Origin of the sequence: Pseudomonas sp. LG1D9 (assembly GCF_002949995.1) — a bacterium.
Taxonomy (GTDB): Bacteria; Pseudomonadota; Gammaproteobacteria; order Pseudomonadales; family Pseudomonadaceae; genus Aquipseudomonas; species Aquipseudomonas proteolytica.
The window spans coordinates 1,010,050-1,034,154 of the sequence record NZ_CP026881.1; the positions used below are offsets into that span (position 1 = coordinate 1,010,050).

The 24,105-nt window shown below is 58.9% G+C and carries 24 protein-coding genes, 4 tRNA genes and 1 riboswitch; of the genes, 8 read left to right on the forward strand and 20 right to left on the reverse strand.

Translation table 11 applies throughout. From position 1 onward, the window contains the following. Positions 1–30: 30 nt before the first annotated feature. From C5F71_RS04920 to C5F71_RS04950, 7 genes are all read right to left on the reverse strand, one after another. Positions 31–1,035, reverse strand: a complete 1,005-nt coding sequence (locus C5F71_RS04920; RefSeq protein WP_235861096.1) for a hypothetical protein — start codon at positions 1,033–1,035, stop codon at positions 31–33. Positions 1,036–1,251: 216 nt separating this feature from the next. Next, positions 1,252–2,571 (reverse strand): flagellar hook protein FlgE, encoded by a 1,320-nt coding sequence (flgE, locus tag C5F71_RS04925; protein WP_092237630.1) that lies wholly within the window; start codon positions 2,569–2,571, stop codon positions 1,252–1,254. A gap of 31 nt (positions 2,572–2,602) precedes the next feature. Beyond that, complete coding sequence (gene flgD / locus C5F71_RS04930; protein WP_029294490.1) at positions 2,603–3,334, reverse strand: flagellar hook assembly protein FlgD; 732 nt, start codon at positions 3,332–3,334, stop codon at positions 2,603–2,605. A gap of 16 nt (positions 3,335–3,350) precedes the next feature. Next, a complete protein-coding gene (gene flgC, locus C5F71_RS04935; protein WP_029294486.1) occupies positions 3,351–3,794 on the reverse strand; it encodes a flagellar basal body rod protein FlgC in 444 nt (147 codons plus the stop codon). A 3-nt stretch (positions 3,795–3,797) separates the two neighbouring features. Beyond that, positions 3,798–4,205, reverse strand: coding sequence for a flagellar basal body rod protein FlgB (gene flgB, locus C5F71_RS04940; protein WP_057439685.1), 408 nt, complete (start codon positions 4,203–4,205; stop codon positions 3,798–3,800). A 342-nt stretch (positions 4,206–4,547) separates the two neighbouring features. Continuing rightward, a complete protein-coding gene (gene cheR / locus C5F71_RS04945) occupies positions 4,548–5,375 on the reverse strand; it encodes a protein-glutamate O-methyltransferase CheR (RefSeq protein ID WP_029294484.1) in 828 nt (275 codons plus the stop codon). 43 nt (positions 5,376–5,418) lie between these two features. Then, entirely contained in the window at positions 5,419–6,351 is a 933-nt protein-coding gene (locus C5F71_RS04950; protein WP_029294483.1) for a chemotaxis protein CheV, read from the reverse strand. 81 nt (positions 6,352–6,432) lie between these two features. Here C5F71_RS04950 and flgA point away from each other — a divergent pair, with 81 nt between their 5' ends. The 4 genes from flgA to C5F71_RS04970 all read left to right on the forward strand — a co-directional run bounded on the left by flgA (position 6,433) and on the right by C5F71_RS04970 (position 9,017). Beyond that, positions 6,433–7,197, forward strand: a complete 765-nt coding sequence (gene flgA / locus C5F71_RS04955; protein WP_029294482.1) for a flagellar basal body P-ring formation chaperone FlgA — start codon at positions 6,433–6,435, stop codon at positions 7,195–7,197. A 141-nt stretch (positions 7,198–7,338) separates the two neighbouring features. After that, complete coding sequence (flgM, locus tag C5F71_RS04960; protein WP_029294481.1) at positions 7,339–7,656, forward strand: flagellar biosynthesis anti-sigma factor FlgM; 318 nt, start codon at positions 7,339–7,341, stop codon at positions 7,654–7,656. A 48-nt stretch (positions 7,657–7,704) separates the two neighbouring features. Beyond that, positions 7,705–8,172, forward strand: coding sequence for a flagella synthesis protein FlgN (locus C5F71_RS04965; RefSeq protein WP_029294480.1), 468 nt, complete (start codon positions 7,705–7,707; stop codon positions 8,170–8,172). 95 nt (positions 8,173–8,267) lie between these two features. Beyond that, positions 8,268–9,017 (forward strand): flagellar brake protein, encoded by a 750-nt coding sequence (locus tag C5F71_RS04970; RefSeq protein WP_029294479.1) that lies wholly within the window; start codon positions 8,268–8,270, stop codon positions 9,015–9,017. Between the two features lie 61 nt (positions 9,018–9,078). On the opposite strand, the gene C5F71_RS04975 is transcribed toward C5F71_RS04970, so the two are convergent. Together C5F71_RS04975 and C5F71_RS04980 are read right to left on the reverse strand one after the other, a co-directional pair. Then, entirely contained in the window at positions 9,079–10,458 is a 1,380-nt protein-coding gene (locus C5F71_RS04975; RefSeq protein ID WP_029294478.1) for an MFS transporter, read from the reverse strand. 368 nt (positions 10,459–10,826) lie between these two features. Beyond that, a tRNA-Arg gene (locus C5F71_RS04980) sits at positions 10,827–10,903 on the reverse strand. A gap of 330 nt (positions 10,904–11,233) precedes the next feature. Between C5F71_RS04980 and C5F71_RS04990 the strand changes: the two genes are divergently transcribed. From C5F71_RS04990 to C5F71_RS05000, 3 genes are all read left to right on the forward strand, one after another. Then, positions 11,234–11,458: a hypothetical protein gene (locus C5F71_RS04990; RefSeq protein ID WP_029294477.1), complete on the forward strand. Its 225-nt coding sequence runs from the start codon at positions 11,234–11,236 to the stop codon at positions 11,456–11,458. Positions 11,459–11,469: 11 nt separating this feature from the next. After that, positions 11,470–11,649, forward strand: a complete 180-nt coding sequence (locus tag C5F71_RS04995) for a PA3371 family protein (protein ID WP_029294476.1) — start codon at positions 11,470–11,472, stop codon at positions 11,647–11,649. A 401-nt stretch (positions 11,650–12,050) separates the two neighbouring features. After that, a complete protein-coding gene (locus C5F71_RS05000) occupies positions 12,051–12,377 on the forward strand; it encodes an Arc family DNA-binding protein (RefSeq protein ID WP_029294475.1) in 327 nt (108 codons plus the stop codon). Between the two features lie 167 nt (positions 12,378–12,544). Here C5F71_RS05000 and mgtE read toward each other — a convergent pair whose 3' ends face one another. The 8 genes from mgtE to ltaE form a co-directional block, all read right to left on the reverse strand. After that, positions 12,545–13,987, reverse strand: coding sequence for a magnesium transporter (gene mgtE, locus C5F71_RS05005; protein ID WP_029294474.1), 1,443 nt, complete (start codon positions 13,985–13,987; stop codon positions 12,545–12,547). 380 nt (positions 13,988–14,367) lie between these two features. Beyond that, positions 14,368–14,444, reverse strand: a tRNA-Arg gene (locus C5F71_RS05010). A gap of 72 nt (positions 14,445–14,516) precedes the next feature. After that, positions 14,517–14,593: transfer RNA gene (locus tag C5F71_RS05015), tRNA-Arg, on the reverse strand. Between the two features lie 108 nt (positions 14,594–14,701). Then, positions 14,702–14,792 (reverse strand) — tRNA-Ser (locus C5F71_RS05020). Between the two features lie 62 nt (positions 14,793–14,854). Then, positions 14,855–15,043 carry a carbon storage regulator CsrA gene (gene csrA, locus C5F71_RS05025; RefSeq protein WP_003178872.1) on the reverse strand — a complete coding sequence of 63 codons (189 nt, stop codon included), beginning with the start codon at positions 15,041–15,043 and terminating at the stop codon, positions 14,855–14,857. A 183-nt stretch (positions 15,044–15,226) separates the two neighbouring features. Beyond that, complete coding sequence (locus C5F71_RS05030) at positions 15,227–16,468, reverse strand: aspartate kinase (RefSeq protein ID WP_029294469.1); 1,242 nt, start codon at positions 16,466–16,468, stop codon at positions 15,227–15,229. 97 nt (positions 16,469–16,565) lie between these two features. After that, on the reverse strand, positions 16,566–19,184 hold the full coding sequence (gene alaS, locus C5F71_RS05035) for an alanine--tRNA ligase (RefSeq protein WP_104910748.1): 2,619 nt from the start codon (positions 19,182–19,184) through the stop codon (positions 16,566–16,568). Between the two features lie 147 nt (positions 19,185–19,331). Then, positions 19,332–20,336 carry a low-specificity L-threonine aldolase gene (ltaE, locus tag C5F71_RS05040; protein ID WP_104910749.1) on the reverse strand — a complete coding sequence of 335 codons (1,005 nt, stop codon included), beginning with the start codon at positions 20,334–20,336 and terminating at the stop codon, positions 19,332–19,334. A gap of 204 nt (positions 20,337–20,540) precedes the next feature. Next, a riboswitch (FMN riboswitch) is annotated at positions 20,541–20,710 on the forward strand. A 115-nt stretch (positions 20,711–20,825) separates the two neighbouring features. Between ltaE and C5F71_RS05045 the strand changes: the two genes are divergently transcribed. Beyond that, entirely contained in the window at positions 20,826–21,335 is a 510-nt protein-coding gene (locus tag C5F71_RS05045; protein WP_029294462.1) for a 6,7-dimethyl-8-ribityllumazine synthase, read from the forward strand. Between the two features lie 54 nt (positions 21,336–21,389). On the opposite strand, the gene astE is transcribed toward C5F71_RS05045, so the two are convergent. From astE to astB, 3 genes are read right to left on the reverse strand one after another with little or no spacing between them, the layout of a single operon-like run. After that, positions 21,390–22,394 carry a succinylglutamate desuccinylase gene (gene astE, locus C5F71_RS05050; protein WP_092237648.1) on the reverse strand — a complete coding sequence of 335 codons (1,005 nt, stop codon included), beginning with the start codon at positions 22,392–22,394 and terminating at the stop codon, positions 21,390–21,392. Positions 22,395–22,406: 12 nt separating this feature from the next. After that, a complete protein-coding gene (locus C5F71_RS05055) occupies positions 22,407–22,697 on the reverse strand; it encodes a hypothetical protein (RefSeq protein WP_029294458.1) in 291 nt (96 codons plus the stop codon). Positions 22,698–22,720: 23 nt separating this feature from the next. Then, positions 22,721–24,067, reverse strand: a complete 1,347-nt coding sequence (astB, locus tag C5F71_RS05060; protein WP_104910750.1) for an N-succinylarginine dihydrolase — start codon at positions 24,065–24,067, stop codon at positions 22,721–22,723. Positions 24,068–24,105: the final 38 nt, after the last annotated feature.

Sequence of the window (24,105 nt, forward strand, 5' to 3'; positions counted from 1 at the left end):
TCTTTTGCCTGGCAAAAGCTGCAGCGCAACCTAGAACAATACGGTGGCGATACCCGACTCTGGCCGCCCGCCTCGCGCGCCCCACAACTCAATACGGCCATTGATCACCGCCATTGAATGACCTTTGTATTCCACCGTCCCCGCCTTGCTGTTTCGCAAGTCAGCGTCCGTGGCCGGCCTGTAATGCCCTTTCAGGCCCAGGCGGTCCAGGCCTTCACGCGCAGCCTCACCATCGTTGAGGCTGTTCATCGCCGCCATAAAACTGCGTCCGGCAACGCCATCATTGTTTTCCATCTGTGCACGCTTGGCACTGGCGGCAAACAGGAAGTTGGCATCGGTCATCATCGCCGGGTCATCCCCCTGGAAACGCGCGTGGGTAGCCGCCTGACGCAACTCGTCCCTGGACAAGGACAGCTTGAAGCCGTCGCGCATGGTCACGTCATAGCCCGTGCTCGTCTCCTTCACATCCCTGAAAATGTCCGTAGGCTTCTGGCCGAAATGCATCATTGCGGCCTTTATGGCAGAAACCGTTACACAATTGCTGCTAGGCCCCTGGCTGAAGCCACTCCAGATATTGTCCGGCTTCTTACCGGGGTTGCTCTTATCAGGTTTGTAGTTGAAATGCTGCGCACCGTTGGTGATCGGCTTGTTGCTCATGCTCTCGGTAGGGCCGAAATTAGCGGGATTCACATTGCCGCCGCGACCTCCACCCCCACCGCCACCGCCACCGCCACCTTTGGGCGACGGAGGGGCCACATCGTCGCTGGGAAACCACTCGTCCAGCATCCGCTTGAGAAACTGTAGAAACTTGTCATCCGCTTCCTGGATCAGCTTGTTAAGCGCTTCCTTGAATTTCTCATCACCCAACTTCTGACGCAGTTCATTCAACTTGTCGCGCAAGTCCTGAGCCGTCTGGGTCTTGGAGGTTTGCTCGGCCTCGAACAACTGGTTGAACAACGTCTTGACCGCCGACACGTCACTGACGGGTTCGATGGGAGCAGGCTCCCGACGCGTAACAGTCGGCACCAAAGCCATGCGCCCATTACCTGGCGCGGACACCCCGGAGTTCCACATTTTCAGCTCCCATTGATCGATGAGCCCCCTGGGCTCTTGCCCCGATCAGTGGTGCGGGCCGATTGAAGCGTTCCTTTCCCAAGCATTTCAGTGCGTAACCCAATGCGGCACCGGTGCTTTTCCTACGCCCACAAAAAAGCCCCTCTCACGAGGGGCTTCTTGTGCAGCGCTAACCCATCAGGTCATCTGAATGATGGTCTGCATGATGGTGCTCTGGGTGGAGATGGTCTTGGCGTTCGCCTGGTAGTTGCTCTGGGCCTTGATCAGGTCCACCAGCTCGTTGGTCAGGTTGACGTTGGAGTTCTCCAGGGAGTTGGCCACGATCGAACCCAGGGTCCCGGCTTCTGGTGCATCGTAGCCAGGCTGGCCCGAAGCGAAGGTTTCTTTCCAGGTGGTGCCACCTGCCGGCTGCAAGCCTTGCTCGTTGTTGAAGCTGGCCAGGGAGATCTGGCCAATGGCCTTGCTCTGCTGGTTGCTGAAGGTGGCGAACAGTACACCGCTGCCGTCGATTTTCAGCCCGGTGATTTCGCCGGTGGCGTAGCCATCTGTGATCGGCGGGTTGCGGTAGCTGGCCGAGTTGTACTGAGTGATATCGGACATGTTGATCGCGATACCGCCCGGGTTGGCCGCCGCCCCGTTGTCAGGGTTCCACACGCCGTTGTCCATGACGCCCGGCTTCCAGTTGCTGATGGTCAGGGTGGTGTTGGATACAGTGCTCGGCGGGGTGACGATCCCCTTCAGGGTGCCTGATGTATCGAATGTCACCGTGGAGGCCACCGGGGCAACCGCGCCCGTTCCCTTGACCGGCGTACCGTCAGGGTTACGCCCATCGATCAGGGTGTAGGACTTCCAGGTATTGGAGCCGGTTTTCACCATGTACTGCACCATCTCATGGGCATTGCCTTGAGTGTCATACAAAGTGGTGCCGTACTGCTCGGTAAACGAGCTCGCTACCGTCGGGTCAAACGGGCTGGTCGTCTGGTCGATCACCGGCTTGGAGGAGTTCAGGTTGCTGCTGGAGTCAACCTTGGTCGACGCTTTGGGCGGCAAGTTGGACAGGTTGATCCGCAGGTCGGTCAGGCCGCTCTTGGAGATTTTGCCATCTTCATCGGCCGCATAACCCTGCAGGCGCGAGGTGCCGGTGTTGTTGGTGATGTAACCGTCTTTGTTGGCCTGGAACGAGCCATTACGGGTGTACTCCAGCGAACCGTCGCTGCCCTTCTGTACGAAGAAGCCGCCGCCCTGGATGCCCATGTCCAACACGCCACCGCTGCCGTTGACTTCACCCTGGGTGAATTGCTGGGAAACCGCCGCCAGGTTCACGCCGGTACCGATGGTTTTATTGCCTGTGCCCAGGCGGGACGCCGCGTAAATGTCGCCGAACTCTGCGCGGGACGACTTGAAGCCGGTGGTCGCGACGTTGGCGATGTTGTTGCCGGTCACGTCCAGTTGTTTGTTGGCCGCATAGAGGCCGCTAAGGCCGATATTAAAAGACATGTTTCTCTCCTCTTGCCGTATTTAGCCGGCTCTATGTACCGATAGTCTGAATTTGCGACAGCTTGATGCTGCCCATGCCGCCAGAAAGATTGAGCAGCATTTCGCCGCCGGTCTGGCTCAAGGTCACGCTGGTGACCGTGGCCGGCAGCGAGGTTTTCAAGGCCACCGGATCACCGGCGTCATTCTTGGTGCTGGCCGCGAAGGTGTAGGTGCCAGAATCAAGCTGCTCGCCCGCTTCGTTCTTGCCGTCCCAGATAAAGTCCGACTTGCCGGCGCTCTGGGCGCCCAGATCGATGGTCTTGACCAGGTTGCCGTCCTTGTCGGTGACCTTGACGGTGACGTTGCCCACCGACGCACCCACGGCAACCGAGCCGGTAAAGCTCTTGCTGGTGTCGACCATGGCCTTGTTGGTTTCAATAATTACCGAACGCCCCACCAGCGACGAGGCTTGCAGCGCCTGCGACGACTTGTAGTTGCCGGTGATGGTGTTCACCGAGTCGTTCAAGGTGTTGATGCCTTCCAGGCTGCTGAACTGCGCCAGTTGCGCCACGAACGCGCCGTTGTCCTGGGGCGACAGCGGGTTCTGGTTCTTCAGCTGGGTGACCAGCAGTTGCAGGAATGCATCCTTGCCCAGGGACTGGTTGCCCGAGGCCGCCTTGGCGGTATCGGCCAGGTTGCCCTGGCTGGACTTGGCATCCTTGACCTTGGAGTCGAACAGACTCTGGATCGTCGATTGACTCGACACATCGTTAGTGACGGACATTCTTTAGCGCCCCTTATCACTGACCGAGGGTCAGGACCTTCTGCATCATGGCTTTGGCGGTGTTCATCATTTCCGCGTTGGTCTGGAACGAACGACTGGCGGAAATCATGTCTGCCATTTCCTCGACCACGTTGACGTTGGGGTAGTACACGTAGCCCTTTTCGTTCGCGGCAGGATGATTAGGTTCGTAGCGCGCATCGAGGTTGCTCTGGTCTTCGACCACACCCAACACCTGTACGCCCTGGCCGGCAGCATCCTGGCTCTGGAACAACGAGTCGCTGCCGCCGTTCTGACCGGCCTGGAACATGGTGGCGAACACCGGATGCCGGGCGCGGTAGGTCTGGTCGATACTCGACGAGACCGTCTCGGCGTTGGCAATGTTACTGGCGACCGTGTTCAGACGCGTGGTCTGGGCGCTCATGCCACTACCGGCAATATTGAAAACACTGGATAGAGACATGGCTTACTCTCCGCGCAGGGCTGACATCAGCCCTTTGAATTTGCTGTTGAGCAGGGTGAAGCTGGCCTGGAAGTTCACCGAGTTCTCGGCGTAGTTCGATTGCTCCAACTGCGCATCGACGGTGTTCTGGTCGATCGACGGCTGCATCGGCGTGCGATACATCAGCGACTCATCGCCACTGCTCAGGCCCTGCGCTTCGATATGACGGTTATTGGTCATGTTCAAGGCGAAGGAGCCGTTCTTGGTCTTGTCGCTCTGTGCGGCGAGCACGGCGGCAAAGTCCAGGTCCCGAGCCTTGTAGTTCGGGGTGTCGGCGTTGGCGATGTTGTTAGCCAGGACTTCGGCACGCTGGGCGCGGAAGCCCAGGGCCTGTTCGTGGATACCGAGCGCTTTATCGAAGCTGATGCTCATGGCGGAAACCTTTAGGGGCTGACCTGCTTTTCGTAACAGGGATATAGCAAGCGCCATGCCAGGTTTATCAAGCCCAATAAATCAAGGGGTTAGGTAGAGGTTGCCGCCGGCAATGGCGGAAAAGCGGCAAGCGCTTTCCGCGAAACGTCAGGAAAGCGGCAATGGGGAGTTGCCGCTTTCCAAGGTCTGACACAAAAAAATGTGGGAGCGGCGGTGCGACGGTTCGACTTGCTCGCGAAGGGCGCACTTCAGTGTGTCAGTCAGCTATCAACCAACTTCACTACCGCCTTCGCGAGCAAGCCCGCTCCCACACAAGCCCCACCCCAAATGTTGGGCGGGGTGTTATTTAGCCTGGTAGATAATACCGGGGCTGCACTGCACCATCTGGTAATGGTCCGGCAAGCCGTTCAACGCTTCGGACGCGCCGAGGAACAGATAGCCACCGCGCTTGAGCGTGCCGTGGATGCGCAGCAGGATGTCCTTCTTCACTTCAGCCGAGAAGTAGATCAATACGTTGCGGCAAAACACGATGTCGAACTTGCCGAGGCTGGCGTAGCTGTCCAGCAGGTTGAACGAGCGGAACTCCACACGGCTCTTGATCGGCGCCTTGACCGCCCAGCGCCCGGCGCCCTTGGGGTCGAAGTAACGCTGCAGGCGCTCCTGGGACAGGCCGCGACCCAGGGCGAGGCTGTCGTATTCGCCGGTCTTGCAGTTGGTCAGCATGGTGCCGGACAAATCAGTGGCAACAATTTGCACACCCGCTTTCAACTGGCCCATGTTGGTCCGCTCGAACTCATCGATGGACATCGACAGCGAATAGGGTTCCTGCCCCGACGAACACGCCGCCGACCAGATGCGCAAGCGCTGGCCGGGGCTGGCCTTGATGGCCTCGGGCAATACCTTGTTCTTGAGCACCTCGAAGGGGTAGGTATCACGAAACCACAGGGTTTCGTTGGTGGTCATGGCATCGACCACCATCTCCTTCAACCCGCTGCGCGGTTGACCCTGGATGCGCTGCACCAACTCGCCCAGGGACTTGATGCCCTGCTGTTCCATCAATTTGTTGAGACGGCTTGATACCAGGTATTGCTTGTTTTCACCGAGCAATATGCCACAGGCTTTTTCCAGGAATACCCGGAACTGTTCGAAATCCAAATTACCCGTAGACAATGAAACCGCCTCTTAACTCGTGTGACCGCCAGGGAGAAAGCCCCTAGCCGTGATCTGCAGATTTGATCCGTTCGACGACCCGGGAAGCCAGGTCATCTGGACGGAATTTGGCCAGGAAGTCATCGGCACCGACCTTCTTGACCATTGCCTGGTTGAATACACCGGACAATGAAGTATGCAGGATGATATGCAATTTTTGCATGCGTGGGTCGTTACGTATCTCGGCCGTGAGGGTGTAGCCGTCCATTTCCGGCATCTCGATGTCGGAAATCATCATCAGGAATTCTTCTTCCGGCTTCTTGCCTTCGTCCACCAGCTTGCGCAGATAGTCCAGGGCCTGGCGGCCGTCATTGAGTGCCACTACTTCGACACCAACGGTCTGCAGGCAACGGGACACCTGCTTGCGCGCCACAGAGGAGTCATCCACCGTCAACACCCGCAGGGACACGGCCTTCTGCTGGGTCTGCTCATCCACCACACCCACCGAAATATGCTCCGAAGTCGGCGCCACCTCTGCGAGGATCTTCTCCACGTCGATGATTTCCACCAACTGGTTATCGACCCGCGTCACTGCCGTGAGGTAGTGATCACGCCCGGTGCCCTTGGGTGGTGGATGGATCTCTTCCCAGTTCATGTTGACGATACGTTCCACCGAGCGCACCAGGAAACCCTGGGTCTTGGTGTTGTACTCGGTGATGATCACAAACGGACTCTCGCGGTCTTGCAAACCGGCAGAACCGGTGGCCATCGCCAGGTCAAGAATCGGAATCGTCGAGCCACGGATGTTGGCCACGCCACACACCACCGGGTTGGACTTGGGCATTATGGTGAGTTTGGGGCATTGCAGCACCTCCCGCACCTTGAAGACGTTGATGCCATATAGCTGCTTGCCATCGAGTCGAAACAGCAACAACTCCAGGCGATTCTGCCCTACCAGCTGTGTGCGCTGGTTCACTGAATCCATTACACCCGCCATGCCCAGACTCCTACGCTACAAAACTTACGGGTACGACGCGCACCCAACACGAAACGGCACGCGCTTTGCTTTTTATTGGCCATGGACATCAAAACGACAGTTTCCCGACGCCTTCGCTCGCCACAGTACCGCAGATTGCTCTGTGCCTGGATGGCGTTGCTTGCCTTGGGCGCAGGCCACCAGGCCCGTGCCGACAACGTCACCTTGCCTGATCTGCTTATCGGCGTCACTCAAGGCTTTCTTGAGTTCACTGTAGAAGATTATCTGGCGACCACCCAGACACCGGGCCGTTATGAAATCCAGGTCAACCAGTTGGACCCGCGTTTGCGCATGCCCATGTGCGACAAGGAATTGACAGGCTCCCTGGAAAGCCCCGCCCAGCCCATCGGCCGCGTGACCGTGCGCGTGCGCTGCGACGGCAGCTCGCCCTGGACGGTGTTTGTGCCGGCCCAGGTCCGCCTGTTTCGCGACGTAGTGACCGTCACACGCCCGCTCAAGCGTACCGGCATCATCGGTTTTGAAGACGTAGCCCTGCGTGAGCGGGACATCAGCCAGATCAGCCAGGGTTACCTCACCTCCGTGGACCAGGCCGTTGGGCAGAGACTGACCCGACCAATGGTCACCGACCAGGTCATTACCCTGGTTCACCTGGAACAGGCCGAAGTGGTGCGCAAGGGTGACCATGTGGTGATATCCGCCAGCAGCGGCGGCCTGAACGTGAAAATGCCGGGGGAAGCCCTGGCCAACGGCGGGATGAGCGAACAGATTCGCGTGAAGAACCTCAACTCCAAGCGCGTGATCAAGGCCCGGGTGACAGCCCCTGGCCAGGTGGAGGTGGCTTTATAGATCACTGGCGTGGGACGCTGGCTTTTCCTACACTGTGCGCATGATCTCGCTATGCACAGGTTTATTGTCGATCGAGCCTAAAGTTTGTCCGGGTATGGCCGAAAACATGGCAAGCGTCCAAATACCCAGAGGTTTTTTAACATGGTCATTGATTTCAGCCGATTGAACGGCGCCCAGGCAACGCCCGGCGGCACGCGTACCAACGCGGCCAAGGACAGCGTTGAAGCCAAGGCCCCGGCACTGCCTGCCAAGGCAGAACAAACCGCTTCGACCCAAAGTGGCGAATCGGTGCATTTGAGCAACGAGGCTCAACAGTTGCAGAAGATCACGGACTCGCTGCGCGATCAGCCGGTTGTCAATAAAGCCCGCGTGGCCGAATTGAAACAGGCGATTGCTGATGGCAGCTATCAGATCGACAACGACCGTTTAGCCGGCAAAATCATCAAAGCCGAGCGCTAGGCCAAGGCCTGCGCCAGGCTTTTGGACGCTTAAACCCCAAGGCCAGCCATGCACGACGAAAATCTGCTGCAACTGATCAACGAAGACCTGGCTCCGGCGCAACACCTGCTGGAGCTGCTTCAAGAAGAATTCGTGGCCCTCTATGGCCGCGATATGCGCCTGCTGGAAGATATCCTGGCACGCAAGCAATCGCTGATCATCCTGCTCGAACAGCACGGCCAGAAACGCAGCCAGATCCTGCTCAGCCTGGGCCTGCCCGCTGACCACAGCGGCCTGGAACAGTTGGCCAGCCATTCGTCGGTCGGCGACCAGTTGCTGGCCCAGAGCGCAGCGCTCAATCAGTTGTTGATCAGTTGCCAAGAGGCCAATGTGCTCAATGGCCAGTCGATCCAACTGCAGCAAGCTACCACCGCCAACCAGTTGCGCATCCTGCATGGTGGCGAACCTCCAGCACTGTATAACGCCCAAGGCTCCACCTCACGGCTGGTCAAGCCCAGCACCCTCAGCCAAGCCTGACGCCGGTTTATCGCGCGCCCTATCAAGGCACGCCACATGCTGGCAAAATGCCGGTTCTTGCGTGTAGTCGTATTTTGTCTGGAGATGGAAGAACCGTGTTCAACACCCTTAGCGCGGAAGATGCTCCGCAGCCACCCAAGGTCCTCACCACCCCTCTGGAAATTGCCAGCACCCTGCGGCTGCTGCAAGAGAGCCATGACCCGCTGATCATTACCTTCCACGAACGCAACCAGCGCTTCCAGAGCTACCTGGTGGATGTCGACAAGGACAGCAAGACCCTGAGCCTGGACGAAATGATCCCGCCCGAAGGTGAACGCTACCTGGAGAATGGCGAAGCGTTTCGTATCGAAGGCTTCCATGAAGGTGTACGCGTGGCCTGGGACAGCAATGGCACCCTGACCATTGGCGCAAAGGACGGCCACCGCATCTACAAGGGCAGCCTGCCGGAAGAAGTGGTCTACCATCAGCGGCGCAATGCCTTTCGTGCGGCATTGAAGCTGGCACAACTGGTGAATATCGAATTGGGCGGCGAGAAACTCAAGGCGCCCATCAGCGGCAAGTTGCTGGATATCTCCGCCACCGGCTGCAAACTGCGCTTTGAAGGCGACATCTCCGAGCGCCTGCAACTGGGCCAGGTCTACGACCGTTTCATCGCCGCCCTGCCCTTTGGCAGCATGACCACGGCGGTGGAGTTGCGTTACCTGCACTTTGAAGAAAGGATCAACACCACCTTTGCCGGCGTGCGCTTTCACAACATGAGCGGCCTGGTGCAGCGCCAGGTCGAGCGTTTTGTCTACCAACTGCAGCGCGAGGCGCGACGGTTCGATAAAGACGACGACATGTAAACGTCGAACCATCGGCATAAAAAACGGGCAGCTCCTTTGGGAACTGCCCGTTTTTTTTGCTTCAAGGGCGGGCGCGGCTCAGGTCATGCGGGTGATCATCCGGGTCGGGATGCTCCGGCGGCTCGGGCTCGGGTTGCGGCGCAACTTCAGGCTCAGCCTCGGGCTCAGGCTCAGGCACGGCGGTTTGCATCTGGTCCTGGACCACCTGTTCATCGACACGCGGGTCGAGGGCGGCGACCAATGGCGAGCTGGACATGCTGTCGGGCATCGCCACGTGATGCAGCGGCGCGTCGTCCACCTGATGCAGGTTGGTCACAGCCTTGGGTCGAATGCGCCAGACCAGGATCAATGCGCACAAGCTGAAGAACGCATAGAGCATCTGGTTGCCAAACAGCTTCATGACCACACCCGCCAGCAACGGCCCGATACTCGCCCCCACACCGTAGGTCACCAGCAACATTGCCGTGAGGGACACCCGGCGATCACCTTCGACATGGTCGTTGGAAAACGCCACGGCCAGTGGATAGAGGCAGAACTGCACCAATGAACACAGGAAGCCGGCGATAAACAGTACTTCCAGCGGCACCTGGGTCATGATCGCCAGTGGCAACGCAGCCACCGCCAGGGCCAGGGCGAAACAGCGAATCAGCAACGCACGGTCATACCGATCCGACAGCCAGCCCAACGGCCATTGCACCAACAGGCCGGCAAAAATGCAGCTACCCATGAACAGACCGACCTGCTCGGTACTCAGCCCCTGCTGAGCCGCATACAGTGGCGCCAGGCCGTAGAAGGAACCGACGATCAGACCTGCCCCCAACACCGTACTCAGGGACTGCGGCACGCGCTTGATAAAGAAGCGCGGCTCCATCGGCGCCGGATGCAAAGGCGCAGGGTGAATACGCCGGGTCATGGCAACCGGCACCAGGCACAGGGCAAAACACAATGCCACCAGCATCAGCAGCTCAAGCCCCAACTGAGGGTGCATGACCAGAATCAACTGGCCCAGCACCAGACCCAGGTACGACGCGATCATATAACCGCTGAACACCACGCCGCGCTGCTTGGCATCCGCCTGCTCGTTGAGCCAGCTCTCGATGACCATGTACTGGCACATCATGCCCAGGCCGACAATGATCCGCAGGACGATCCAGGCCGGCAGCCAATCCACCAGACCATGACCGAGCACTGCCGCGCCGACGATCCCGGCGCAAGTGGCATAGGCACGGATATGCCCGACCCGGGCGATCAGGCGATGCCCGATCTTGCCACCCAGCACCAGGCCAAAATAGTTGGCAGCCATCAGCGCACCGACCCACAGGCTGTCGACGTTATCCGCCGCCAGGCGCAGGGCCAGGTAAGTACTGAGCAGGCCGGAGCCGATCAGCATCATCAAGGAAGCGAAATAAAGGGCTCGAAAAGATTTCCAGATCTGGCGCATCGGCGGTCCGAGCGGCTCCTTGCAGTGGGTGTCAGGCTATTCAGACTAGCCTGAGGGCGAAGCGTCGTTAAACCCAGGTACCCAACTACATCGGCACCCAGGGGTATTTTGATCCGGCAAACCTCGCGATCGTCGAAGCATGCAGCCTTCGATGAACTCGAGACCCAACAGTTCCTTCGCTGTTCAGATACGTGTCAGACGCACCTAGACAGGGGGCGAGGTACAAGGTTTTGACAATATATCTCGCCAACCCGCCCGAAGGCACTGGCCAGACGGCTAAGAAAACTGCCCCCCACAAAAAAACCCCGCCAGAGCGATCTGGTCGGGGTTCTTTCACGTCACGGCCGGGTAGGCGGCGCAACTGCAGATGGTGTCCCAGGGCCGGTTCGAACGGCCAACCTTCCCCTTAGGAGGGGGATGCTCTATCCAATTGAGCTACTGGGACTAATGACAGGCGCAGAGCCAAATTGCACTGCGACAGACGGCGTGCATGTTAACGGCCAAGGTGAGTTTTGTCATGTCGTCCGTCAGCTTTTTAGGCGTAAGACTCCACCACTCCATACCCACGGCCGGCCCAGGTCCACAGGGCTGCCAAGTCTCATCGTGCAAAATGCACTAACACAAAAGGCCATCATTGCATCTTGCAACGAGCAGCACTTGCGAAGTCATTATAAACTATTGTTTTTAAAGGATATTTATCGATCTAGAAGCTGGCACGATGACTGCACTCTTTACCTTATCAATCTGTCCTGCACATGAACACGGGGAAACACCCATGAACAGCACCCTCCTGCTTCTGAACGCACTGGCCCTGGCCGTCCTGGTGATGTTCCAGTTCCAGAACAGTAGCGACAGCGATGCGGCACAGCTCAGCCACACAGGCAGCCACCAGACACAGCAACGAGCACAATTGGCGGTGATGACAGCCAATGGCCAACCCTCTGTCCAACTGGCACAAGGTGCGCAGGCCGCCAGCACTTCTGAACACTGGATTTTCTAAGCGAGCCGATCATGACCAAGACCACCTGGTTGCTTCTTTCCCTGACAATCGCCACCGGTATCCTGGGGATCAACGCAACGTCGAATTATTGGCAGATCCTTTCTCTGGGCGCCTGCGCCGTCTTCGCCAGCGCATGGGTGATTGCCGCGATTGTCGGGCGCCGCTTCAAATTCGACCCGGTCCTGCGCTGAATAGCCGATTCACCCTCCTCGCTCCAGCCCTCGCCTATCGCCCGACCTTATGTCGCCTCGGCTCGCAAATCGGCCATTTGCCACTAGTCTTAAAATTAAGGGCAAAAGGCCACATTGCTATAGGATGTGCGCCCGAAAACCCTCTCGCGTCGAGAGCCCGCGCCGCGTTTACGGCGTGGAAAAGTTTTCCAACCAGTCCGCAAATTTGAAAATGAGTACTGGCATAACGCCTTTAGTAAGTTCAATATTTGTCACAGAATTGACGCCAAGGAACTGGCAAATTTGAGGCATGATGCGGCCTCTTTGCAATTCAGGTTGAACATTTGTTCGCAAGCCTTGTCCTAACACACATCTTGCGGCCAATTCCAAAAACCGCTCCCCTGAACTAACCGGTTAAATATATGCGCCCATTGAAACAGGCAATTTATTCCAGCCGTACGGCTGACAAGTTCGTCGTACGTCTGCCAGACGGAATGCGGGAACGCATTGCCGAGGTGGCTCGCAATCATCACCGCAGCATGAATTCTGAAATCATCGCGCGCATGGAGCAAAGCCTTATTCAGGAAGGCGCGTTGGGTGACGAACTGAGCATGCGCATGGACAGCCCGGAGCTGTCACTGCACGAACGCGAGCTGCTGCAGCGGTTTCGCCAACTGTCCCACCGTCAGCAAAATGCGCTTGTGTCGCTGATTGCCCATGACGTCGAGGCAGCCGCAGAAGCCGAATAATCGGCAACTGAAAGCTGAAGCCAGCCTTGCGCTGGCTTTTTTTTGCCTGGAATTTAGGGGCGACTCGCGAAAAACCAAGGGGACCGATTTTCTATTGGTGCCCGACGTTATCGTTAACGATTTTAGCGAGCAAGCTCGCTCCTACAGAAGTGGGAGCGAGCTGCGGGTCAGAGCAGGAAGATCGTGGCCAAGCCCAGGAAGATGAAGAAGCCGCCACTGTCGGTCATGGCGGTGATCATCACACTGGCGCCCATCGCAGGGTCGCGCCCAAGGCGTGCCAGGGTCATGGGGATCAATACCCCCATCAACGCTGCCAGCAACAGGTTGAGCGTCATGGCCGCAGTCATGACCACCCCCAGGGACCAACTGCCATACAGCAGATAGGCCACCACACCAATGACACCACCCCACACCAGGCCATTGATCAGACCCACCGCCAATTCCTTGCGCATCAAGCGCGAAGTATTGCCCGTACTCACCTGATCCAGGGCCATCGCCCGCACGATCATGGTGATGGTCTGGTTACCCGAGTTGCCGCCAATACCGGCCACGATGGGCATCAGCGCTGCCAACGCCACCAGCTTCTCGATAGAGCCCTCAAACAGGCCAATCACCCGCGATGCAATGAACGCAGTGACCAGATTGACCGCCAGCCACGCCCAACGGTTGCTCAGGGATCGCCAGACTGACGCAAAAATATCTTCCTCTTCACGCAGACCCGCCATGTTGAGGACTTCGTTTTCGCTTTCTTCACGGATCAGGTCGACCATCTCGTCGATGGTCAAACGACCGATAAGCTTGCCGTTCTTGTCGACAACCGGGGCCGAGATCAAGTCATAACGCTCAAATGCCTGGGCGGCATCATAGGCATCTTCATCAGGATGAAAACTGACCGGGTCGCTGGCCATGACCTCGGCTACCTGCTTGTCTGGATCATTGACCAGCAGGCGCTTGATTGGCAGCACGCCCTTGAGGATGCCTTCATAGTCGACCACAAACAGCTTGTCTGTGTGCCCCGGCAGTTCCTTGAGGCGCCGCAGGTAACGCAGGACAACTTCCAGGCTGACATCCTCACGGATGGTCACCATTTCGAAGTCCATCAGCGCACCGACCTGCTCCTCGTCATAGGACAACGCGGAGCGCACTCGCTCACGCTGCTGGCCGTCGAGGGTCTCCATCAGCTCATGGACAACATCACGGGGCAGTTCAGGGGCCAGGTCGGCCAGCTCGTCGGCGTCCATCTCCTTGGCCGCAGCCAGGAGCTCGTGATCGTCCATGTCGGCGATCAGGGTCTCACGCACCGAGTCGGATACTTCAAGGAGGATGTCGCCATCGCGGTCAGCCTTGACCAACTGCCAAAGCGTCAGACGGTCGTCCAGCGGCAGGGCTTCAAGGATGTAGGCAACGTCGGCAGAGTGCAGGTCATCGAGCTTGCGCTGCAATTCGACGAGATTCTGCCGGTGGACCAGGTTCTCGACCCGGTCATGATGAGGACCTTCCTGGCGATGGGTCAGATCTTCGACCACACGCTGGCGATGCAGCAGCTCGACGACTTGCGCCAGGCGATCCTGCAGGCTTTCTTGTGTTTTCTTTACTTCTACTTCGGTCATAGGCGAACTCCACTCCCAGCAGCGGGGCACGCCGGAGGGATCAATCAGTCAATTCATGATTGGTAAAACGGGGTACTGAGTAACTACTGGGTAAGTCCATGGAGGTATTCCACAAGCCCCGGCGGGGCTGACGGGCGCAATGATACACGTTGCGCCCGCTTTAAACGTTAAAAAACTGGAAAGAACAAGCGCTTGCGCAGCAAAGCTGAGTATTGGCCGCACGTATGAAACTGCGACGACACCGACAGAAAAGAAAACACATAGGCGAGAGAAAAACATGCGCGACCGAGATAGGCCCAACAAAAAACACTCGACCCGCAACAGGAAAATAAAAACCCCAGACGGCAAAAAGCCCGCACTAGGCGGGCTTTTTGTTTGTATGGTGCACTCGACAGGATTCGAACCTGTGACCGCTCGGTTCGTAGCCGAGTACTCTATCCAGCTGAGCTACGAGTGCAGATTGTGGTTTTATACCAGATCACAACTGGTTGGAGCCAAGTTACCTGCATTGCTGCAACTAACTCTTAAATGGTGCACTCGACAGGATTCGAACCTGTGACCGCTCGGTTCGTAGCCGAGTACTCTATCCAGCTGAGCTACGAGTGCATTTGTTGCCGCGCATTATAGGCCGTTCAATCTCTATGTAAAGCTATTTTTTCGTTTAATTTCAACAACTTAGCGAAAAAACCAGATTGCAACGTACTAAGCAAATAATGGCGGAGAACGGGGGATTCGAACCCCCGACACCCTTTTGAGGTGTACTCCCTTAGCAGGGGAGCGCCTTCGGCCACTCGGCCAGCTCTCCGCAACACGGGGCGTATATTAACCAGCTTCATCCCCGTTTGCAAACATAAAAAACGATAAAAATTAATGGCTTGGTTCGTCGTCCTTCTCTTTCTTGATCCGCAGGTAGATTTCCTCACGGTGGACGGCCACCTCTTTGGGGGCATTGACCCCAATCCGCACTTGATTGCCTTTGACGCCAAGCACGGTCACGGTGATTTCGCCATCACCAATAATCAGGCTTTCTGCGCATCGACGAGTCAGAATCAGCATACCTTTCTCCTCACGCATTTCATTTCGGGAACAACAGTCTGCAAAAAAAGGCCTTGGCCCCATGACCCAGCGGCCATGACCCTACATGCCTAAGTATTGTCGAGCACGGACAAAAGAACAGGCCTGCACCCTCACCCGACAAAAAAGAAAGGCGCGGATCAACCGCGCCTTCCTGGCAACGCGTTACTCGCCCTGTCGAGCCGGCGCGTCCAGTTCGAAAGCGGTATGCAGTGCACGCACAGCCAGCTCCAGGTACTTCTCTTCGATCACCACCGACACCTTGATCTCCGAGGTGGAGATCATCTGGATATTGATGGTCTCCTTGGCCAGGGACTCGAACATGCGGCTGGCAACACCCGCATGGGAGCGCATGCCCACACCTACGATCGACACCTTGGCGATCTTGGTGTCGCCCACCACTTCACGAGCGCCGATCTCCTTGGCAGTGTTCTGCAGGATACGTTCGGCCGCGTCGTACTCGTTGCGGTGCACGGTGAAGGTGAAGTCGGTGGTGTTATCGTGCGCAACGTTCTGCACGATCATGTCGACTTCAATGTTCGCGCCACTGATCGGCCCGAGAATCTTGAATGCCACGCCCGGGGTGTCTGGCACGCCACGGATGGTCAGCTTGGCTTCATCGCGATTAAAGGCGATGCCGGAAATGATCGGCTGTTCCATGGATTCCTCTTCATCAATAGTAATGAGGGTGCCCGGACCCTCTTTAAAGCTGTGCAATACGCGCAGCGGTACGTTGTACTTGCCGGCGAACTCCACCGCACGGATCTGCAGCACCTTGGAGCCGAGGCTGGCCATTTCCAGCATCTCTTCGAAGGTGATCTTGTCCAGGCGCTGGGCCACGGACACCACGCGCGGATCGGTAGTGTAGACGCCGTCCACATCCGTGTAGATCTGGCATTCGTCAGCCTTCAAGGCTGCCGCCAGCGCCACACCAGTGGTGTCGGAGCCACCACGGCCCAAGGTCGTGATATTGCCGTGCTCGTCAACGCCCTGGAAACCGGCGACAACCACTACGCGACCGGCCTTCAGGTCACCACGAATCTTCTGGTCGTCAATCTGCAGGATGCGCGCCTTGGTATGCGCGCTGTCTGTCAGGATCCGTACCTGAGTGCCAGTGTAGGACACCGCCGGAACGCCACGCTTGTTCAGCGCCATGGCCAACAGGGCAATGGTCACTTGCTCGCCCGTGGACACGATCACATCCAGCTCACGTGCCAGCGGAGCTTGATCACCGCTGATTTGCTTGGCCAGCTCGATCAGGCGATTGGTCTCGCCGCTCATGGCCGACAGCACCACAACCAGGTCGTCGCCCGCATCGCGGAATTTCTTAACCTTGTCGGCGACCTGCTCGATTCTTTCGACAGAGCCGACCGAGGTGCCTCCAAATTTCTGTACGATCAAAGCCATTTCTAAGCCGCCTCAGCCCGTAAAGGGGCGCCCAATAAACAAATCTTCCAGTACCTAGGCAAGCCCATGCCTTAAGCATGGGCCCGCCGACAGCGCCTTAAATACCGGCTTCGACAAATGGCACGGTCAGGGCCAGCGCCGCGTCCAGGGCTCCAGCGTCTACACCACCGCCTTGCGCCATGTCCGGACGACCGCCGCCCTTGCCGCCCACTGCCGCAGCAGCTTGCTTCATCAAATCACCGGCCTTGAGTTGGCCAGTCAGGTCCTTGGTTACACCGGCAACCAGTACGACCTTTTCCTCATGGACACTGCCGAGCAGGATCACTGCGCGGCCGAGCTTGTTCTTCAACTGATCGACCAAGGCCAACAACGCCTTGCCGTCCTGACCGTCCAGGCGTGCGGCCAGAACCTTCACGCCCTTGATGTCCAGTGCCGAGGCCGACAAGTCGTCGCCCGCTGCGCTGGCCGCCTTGGCTTGCAACTGCTCCAGCTGTTTTTCCAGCAGGCGGTTGCGCTCCAGTACGGCAGAGAGCTTGTCGATCAGATTGTCACGGCTGCCCTTGACCAGGGTCGCCGCTTCCTTGAGTTGTTCTTCGGCCGCATTGAGATAGGCCAGGGCCGCAGCACCGGTCACTGCCTCGATACGCCGTACACCGGAAGCCACACCGCCTTCGCTGATGATTTTCAGCAGGCCGATGTCGCCGGTGCGCTTGGCATGGATACCACCGCACAGCTCCACGGAGAAGCTGCCGCCCATGCTCAGTACGCGTACGTTGTCGCCGTATTTCTCGCCGAACAGCGCCATGGCGCCTTTGGCCTTGGCGGTCTCGATGTCGGTTTCTTCGGTTTCCACCGGGGTGTTCTTGCGCACCTCGGCGTTGACGATATCTTCCAGGGCCTTGATCTGCTCAGGCTTGATCGCTTCGAAGTGGCTGAAGTCGAAGCGCAGGCGCTGGCTGTCGACCAACGAACCCTTCTGCTGGACGTGCTCGCCCAGTACCTGGCGCAGCGCGGCGTGCAGCAAGTGGGTGGCCGAGTGGTTCAGCGCAGTGGCGTGGCGCACGTCGGCGTCCACCTGGGTTTCCACTGGCGCGCCCACCAGCAGGCTGCCCGACGCCAGCACACCGTGGTGCAGGAACGCGCCGCCGGTCTTGGTGGTGTCACGCACATCAAAACGACCGGAGGCTGCCTTGAGCACGCCACAGTCGCCAATCTGACCACCGGATTCGGCGTAGAACGGAGTCTGATCAAGGACCACCACGCCCTCATCGCCTTCATTCAAGACATCAACCGATTGGCCTTCTTTATAGAGGGCAACCACCTTGGCCGAACCGTTGGTGGCGGTGTAACCGGTAAATTCGGTGGCCACGTCAACCTTCACCAGGCTGTTGTAGTCCATGCCAAAGGAGCTGGCCGAACGTGCGCGCACGCGCTGGGCTTCCATCTCGCGCTCGAAACCGGCCTCGTCGAGGGTCAGGTTGCGCTCGCGGGCGATATCGCCGGTCAGGTCCATCGGGAAGCCGTAGGTGTCGTAGAGCTTGAACACCACATCACCCGGCACCACGTCGCCTTTCAACTCGGCGAGGTCTTGCTCGAGGATTTTCAGGCCCTGCTCCAGGGTCTTGGCGAACTGCTCTTCTTCAGCCTTGAGCACGCGCTCAATGTGCGCCTGGTTCTGGGTGAGTTCGGGGAACGCCTGGCCCATCTCGGCCACCAGGGCCGCGACGATCTGGTAGAAGAAGCTGCCGCTGGCGCCCAGCTTGTTGCCGTGACGGCAGGCCCGACGAATGATGCGACGCAGCACGTAGCCACGGCCTTCGTTGGATGGCAGCACGCCATCGGCAATCAGGAAGCCGCAGGAACGAATGTGGTCAGCCACCACTTTGAGCGATGCCTGGTCGTCGTTGGCGCAGCCGATGGCCTTGGCCGCCGCCGCCAGCAGGCTTTGGAACAGGTCGATTTCGTAGTTGGAGTGCACGTGCTGCATCACCGCACTGATCCGCTCAAGGCCCATGCCGGTGTCGACCGACGGTGCTGGCAACGGATGCAACACGCCATCGGCGGTGCGGTTGAACTGCATGAACACGTTGTTCCAGATCTCGATGTAGCGGTCGCCGTCTTCTTCTGGCGAGCCCGGTGGGCCGCCCCAGATGTCGGCGCCGTGATCGTAGAAGATCTCGGTGCACGGGCCGCACGGGCCGGTATCGCCCATGGTCCAGAAGTTGTCGGAGGCGTACGGGGCGCCTTTGTTGTCGCCGATACGCACCATGCGCTCGGCCGGCACGCCGACTTCCTTGGTCCAGATGTCGTAGGCCTCGTCATCGCTGGCGTAGACCGTGACCCAGAGTTTTTCCTTCGGCAGTTTCAGCACGCCAGTGAGGAAGGTCCAGGCGAAGTTGATCGCGTCTTGCTTGAAATAGTCGCCAAAGCTGAAGTTGCCGAGCATTTCGAAAAAGGTGTGGTGACGGGCGGTATAGCCGACGTTTTCCAGGTCGTTGTGCTTACCACCGGCGCGCACGCACTTCTGGCTGCTGACAGCACGGGTGTAGGCGCGTTTTTCCTGGCCCAGGAAGCAGTCCTTGAACTGGTTCATCCCCGCGTTGGTGAACAGCAGGGTTGGGTCATTGCCTGGGATCAAAGAGCTGGAGGAGACACGGGTGTGACCTTGCTCTTCGAAGAAGCGAAGGAAGGCTTCACGGATTTCTGCGCTTTTCATTAGGTTCTTCCACGGAGGCTGCGGCCAAAGGCCAGTGCGCAACATCAATCAGACGGAGCGACGGCAAAGGGCCGCATTATATCGGCCCTTTGCCCGTGGTACAGCGTGTTTATACGATAGAAACAGTCAATTAGACGGTCTGCACTGTCATTTCCGGGAAAACTCGACAAATGTCGCCAACACTTGTTCGATCTGTGCCCGGCTGACGTCCAGGTGCGTGACCATGCGCAGGCGCGGCGCCGCACTCAACTTGATCCCGCGATCCTCGGCAAAGGCTTTCAGCGCCTGGGCATGCTCGCCGATCTGCACGTAGACCATGTTGGTCTGTACCGGCTCCACGCTATAACCGGCCTTGCGCAGCTCGTCGCCCAACCACAAGGCATTGGCGTGATCTTCGGCCAGGCGTGCCACCTGATGGTCCAGGGCATACAGCCCCGCCGCTGCCAGCGAACCGGCCTGGCGCATGCCACCGCCGACCATCTTGCGCAAACGGCGAGCCTTGGCGATCAACGCACTGGAGCCGCACAGCACCGAGCCCACCGGCGCGCCAAGGCCCTTGGACAGGCATACCGAGACCGAATCGAAATGCTGGGTAATCTCCCGCGCATCCACACCCAGCTTGACCGCTGCGTTGTACAGGCGCGCGCCGTCCAGGTGCAGGGCCAGGCCATGCTTACGGGTAAACGCGCGTGCGGCAGCCAGGTAGCTGATGGGCAGCACTTTGCCCTGCATGGTGTTTTCCAGGGCCAACAGCCGGGTGCGGGCGAAGTGGAAGTCATCCGGCTTGATGGCTTCTGCGACCTGGGCCAGGTCCAGCGAACCGTCGGCCTGGACTTCCAGGGGCTGCGGCTGGATCGAGCCCAATACCGCCGCGCCGCCGCCCTCGTATTTGTAGGTGTGGGCTTGCTGGCCGACGATGTATTCCTCGCCCCGCTCGCAGTGAGCCATCAGCGCCAGCAGGTTGCTCATGGTACCGGTAGGCACGAACAGCGCGGCGGCAAAGCCCAGGCGCTTGGCCAGTTCGGCCTCAAGGTGGTTGACGCTGGGGTCTTCACCGTAGACATCATCGCCGCTCGGCGCGCTGGCCATGGCATCGCGCATGCCTGGGGTGGGTTGGGTCACGGTGTCGCTACGAAGATCAATCACGGACATCAAGCTGGCCTCTGCGTGTGGGGAGTTCCCTGTTGTAACCGATTACTGCGGGTATCACGGGCAAATATCAACCCCTGCCCTTGTAGGATTCGGCTTGCCGGCTCCTACAGGGCTGCAAACCTGTCGATAGTCGATATCAACAAGCACCCTATGCAGTTTTTCGAAATGTATGGTAAAAACTCTCCGCTGCCAGGGTTCTGGTGGCAACGTTCTCAGGGCGGGGTGTAATTCCCCACCGGCGGTAATTGCGTGCAATACGCATAGCCCGCGAGCGCTTGGCGCCTCGAACTGCTTATGCAGGACGGCGGCAAGGTCAGCAGACCCGGTGTGATCCCGGGGCCGACGGTCATAGTCCGGATGAAGAGAGAACGGGATTGGCGCCTAAGGGCCGTGTGCGAGAAATCATGCCTGGCATGATCGATTCGGCCGTACCCTTAAATCCCATTCGATTCATAACGCCCTGTTTTTTTCATAAACAGGAGTCAGAACATGCAACCCACCGCAATCGACAGCAAGAGCAAAAACCATCACGGTGAGCGCGTCGCGTTTATCCAGGCTTGCTGGCACAAAGATATTGTTGATCAGAGCCGTAAAGGCTTCCTCGCCGAAATGATCGCCCAGGGCTACCAGGAATCGGATATCGATTTCTTTGAAGTCGGCGGCGCCTTTGAAATGCCCCTGCACGCCAAGCTGCTGGCCAAGTCCGGCCGCTACGCCGGCATCGTCGCCGCCGCGCTGGTGGTGGACGGTGGGATCTACCGCCATGAATTCGTCGCGCAATCAGTGGTCAGCGGCCTGATGCAGGTGCAGTTGGAAACTGAAGTGCCAGTGTTCTCGGTGTCCCTCACCCCGCATCATTTCCACGCGGGCAGCGAGCATCACAACTTCTTCTTTGAGCACTTTGTGCACAAGGGCAAGGAAGCCGCGCAGACCTGTGCCGATACTCTGCACAAGATCCGTGCGATCCGCCGCAATGAGCCACGCGCCTTAGCAGTCTAAGCCGCACCGCAAAACCAATTGTGGGAGCGGGCTTGCCCGCTCCCACATTTGGATCTAGACCAGGCCGGCGTCCGTGGTCGGCACAATCAGGATGCCTGCCCGCAAGCCATTCTTGACCTTGGGGTTGGGGAAGATGATGCGCGCGCCCTCCTCCTCGATCACCCAGCGGGTCTTGGCAATGTCCTCGGCCAGCAGATAGCCCTTCTCCAGCGGCGAAAAATTCTCCACGTCCGCCGGCAAATGCAGGGTGAAGGCGTCGCTGTGCTTGATCACTTCCCGGGCCACGCTGAACAACTTCAGGCCGTCCAGGCCGTCGGTGGCCGGCTCGTTGCCTTCGATGATCTGTATGAGGCGGGTTTCCAGGCGCGATACATCCACCCCCTGGTTCTGCCCGAATGGCCGGGCCTTGCCCAACTCCAGGGTGAACGACTCAGCGCCCAGTTGCTCGTAGGTAAACGCGGTGAAGGTAATGGAGGTCTTGTTCTGCAACAGCACCGCTTCCATCCCCGCCGCCCGCAGGCGGGCCAGTTCGGCGCGGGAGTGCTGGCGCCCTTCTTTGAACGGATAAAGCGCGAACTGCTCGATCTTCGAGCCACGAATCGCCGTATGCAGGTCGTAGTGCAAACGACTACGGTCAGGCACGCTGAAGAAGGTACGGGCCAACTGTTCGAGCTCGGCCGCGCGCATCGCTTCCGGGCCGATGCTTTGTTCGTGACGGCCATTGAACAGCCGGTTGACGTCCTGTTCGAGGTAACGCTCGCCGCGACGCATGGCCTCGGGGTTACCGAACAGGAACAGAATACGGGTGCGGGGCTTGATCTCCCCACGGGCGATGCCATGCAGCAAGCGGTCGGCCAATTCGATCGGCGCGGTTTCGTTGCCATGGATGCCGGACGACAGCAGCACGTCGGCGCCATTGTCCCGGGCTTGCGGAGGCCGCACTTCGAGTGCGCCCTCACTGAGCCAGCGCATCTGCACGCCGTCGACAGTCAGTTGAATTTTTTGCGCCGGTTCACGACCGGCGAGGGTCAGTTCAAGCAGTTTGCCGAGGGCGAGCATAGAGCAGCTTCCTTAGTGGTTGCAGCCTGGGCCGTGGACGTGATCGTCGTCATCACCTTCAACATCGGCCGGTTCCATTTCCAGCTGCAGGCTCATCAGGTTGGTGGCCAGGGGACGCATCAGCAGGTTGGCGTATTCGGCATCACCTTCTTCCACATCCACGCCGATCAGCAGTTGGCCACGGCCGTCGTGCTGGATCCAGATTTCCTTGCCCTGCCATACCACGGCCAGGCGAGTGCAGGAGGTTTCCAGCTGGGTGCCGTCGGTGTCTTCAAGGATCAGCTTCAGGGTATCGGTGGTCATAAATAGGTCTCAGCCGTGGGGTATTAATTGATCTGGAAAGGATAAACCGCGCCCAGTTTAAGGATTTGCGTCAGTTCATCCAATGCCGTGCGACATTCGAGCAGCAACTGCGGGTCAGCCAGGTCGGCTTCGCGCAGGCTGTCGCGGTAGTGCTTGTCGACCCATTGGGTCAACGTTTCATACAGCGGTGCAGTCATGATAACCCCTGGATTGACCGCCGCCAGTTCACTCTCCTTCAACGCTACGCGCAAACGCAGGCAGGCCGGGCCACCGCCGTTCTGCATGCTTTGCTTGAGGTCGAAGACTTTGACTTCGCCGATCGGCCCGCCGGAGCTGGTCAGGCTTTGCAGGTAGTGCCAGACGCGTTCGTTGTTGCGGCACTCTTCGGGCACGATCAGCAGCATCGACCCGTCAGCGCGGCTCAACAACTGGCTGTTGAACAGGTAGGAGCGCACGGCGTCTTCGACACTGACCAGGGCGCGGGGTACGCAGATCGCCTGGAAGTTGCCGCCGACCTTGCCCAGCTTGGCCTGCAGTTCAGCGAGCATCTGGTCGGTATTGAGGAACGCATCCTCGTGATAGAACAGCACTTCACCGTTGCCCACAGCGATCACGTCGTTGTGGAACACCCCGGCATCAATCACCGCCGGGTTCTGCTGGCCGTAGACCACCCCGTCATCCTGCAGGCCGTGCAGGCGCGCAACTGCCTGGGACGCTTCGAGGGTCTGGCGCGCCGGGTACTTTTGCGGCGCCGGGTAGCGGGTGTCGAACGCACTGCGGCCAAACACGAAAAACTCCACGCCCGCCTCGCCATATTCGCGGCAGAAACGCGTGTGGTTGGCCGCGCCTTCGTCACCGAACTGCGCCACCGCCGGCAACGCGGCGTGGTGGGCGAAGTGCTGCTGATCGGCAAACATCGCCCCCAGCACGCGGCTGGTGGTCGGGTGTTCGATGCTGCGGTGGTATTTGCAGTTGAGGTTCGCGGCAGTGAAATGCACACGCCCGTCAAAGGTGTCGGCGCTCGGGCTGACAGTGGCGGCGTTGGCCACCCACATGCTCGATGCGGAACAGCTGGCAACCAGCAACGGCATGGCTTGCTTGGCCGCCTGCTGGATCACCTGGGCATCGCTGCCGGCAAAGCCAAGGCGGCGCAGCGCGGCCACATCCGGACGTTCCTGAGGCGCCAGTACACCTTGCACAAAGCCCATGTCCATCAGGGCTTTCATTTTCGCCAGGCCCTGCAGCGCCGCTTCCTTGGGGTTGGAGGATTGCTGGCTGTTGCTCTGGGACGCGACGTTGCCGTAGGACAAACCGCCGTAGTTATGGGTCGGCCCCACGAGACCGTCAAAATTGACTTCACAGGATTTCATCGGCGAGGCTCCACGAACATCTGTTTTTATAAACAATC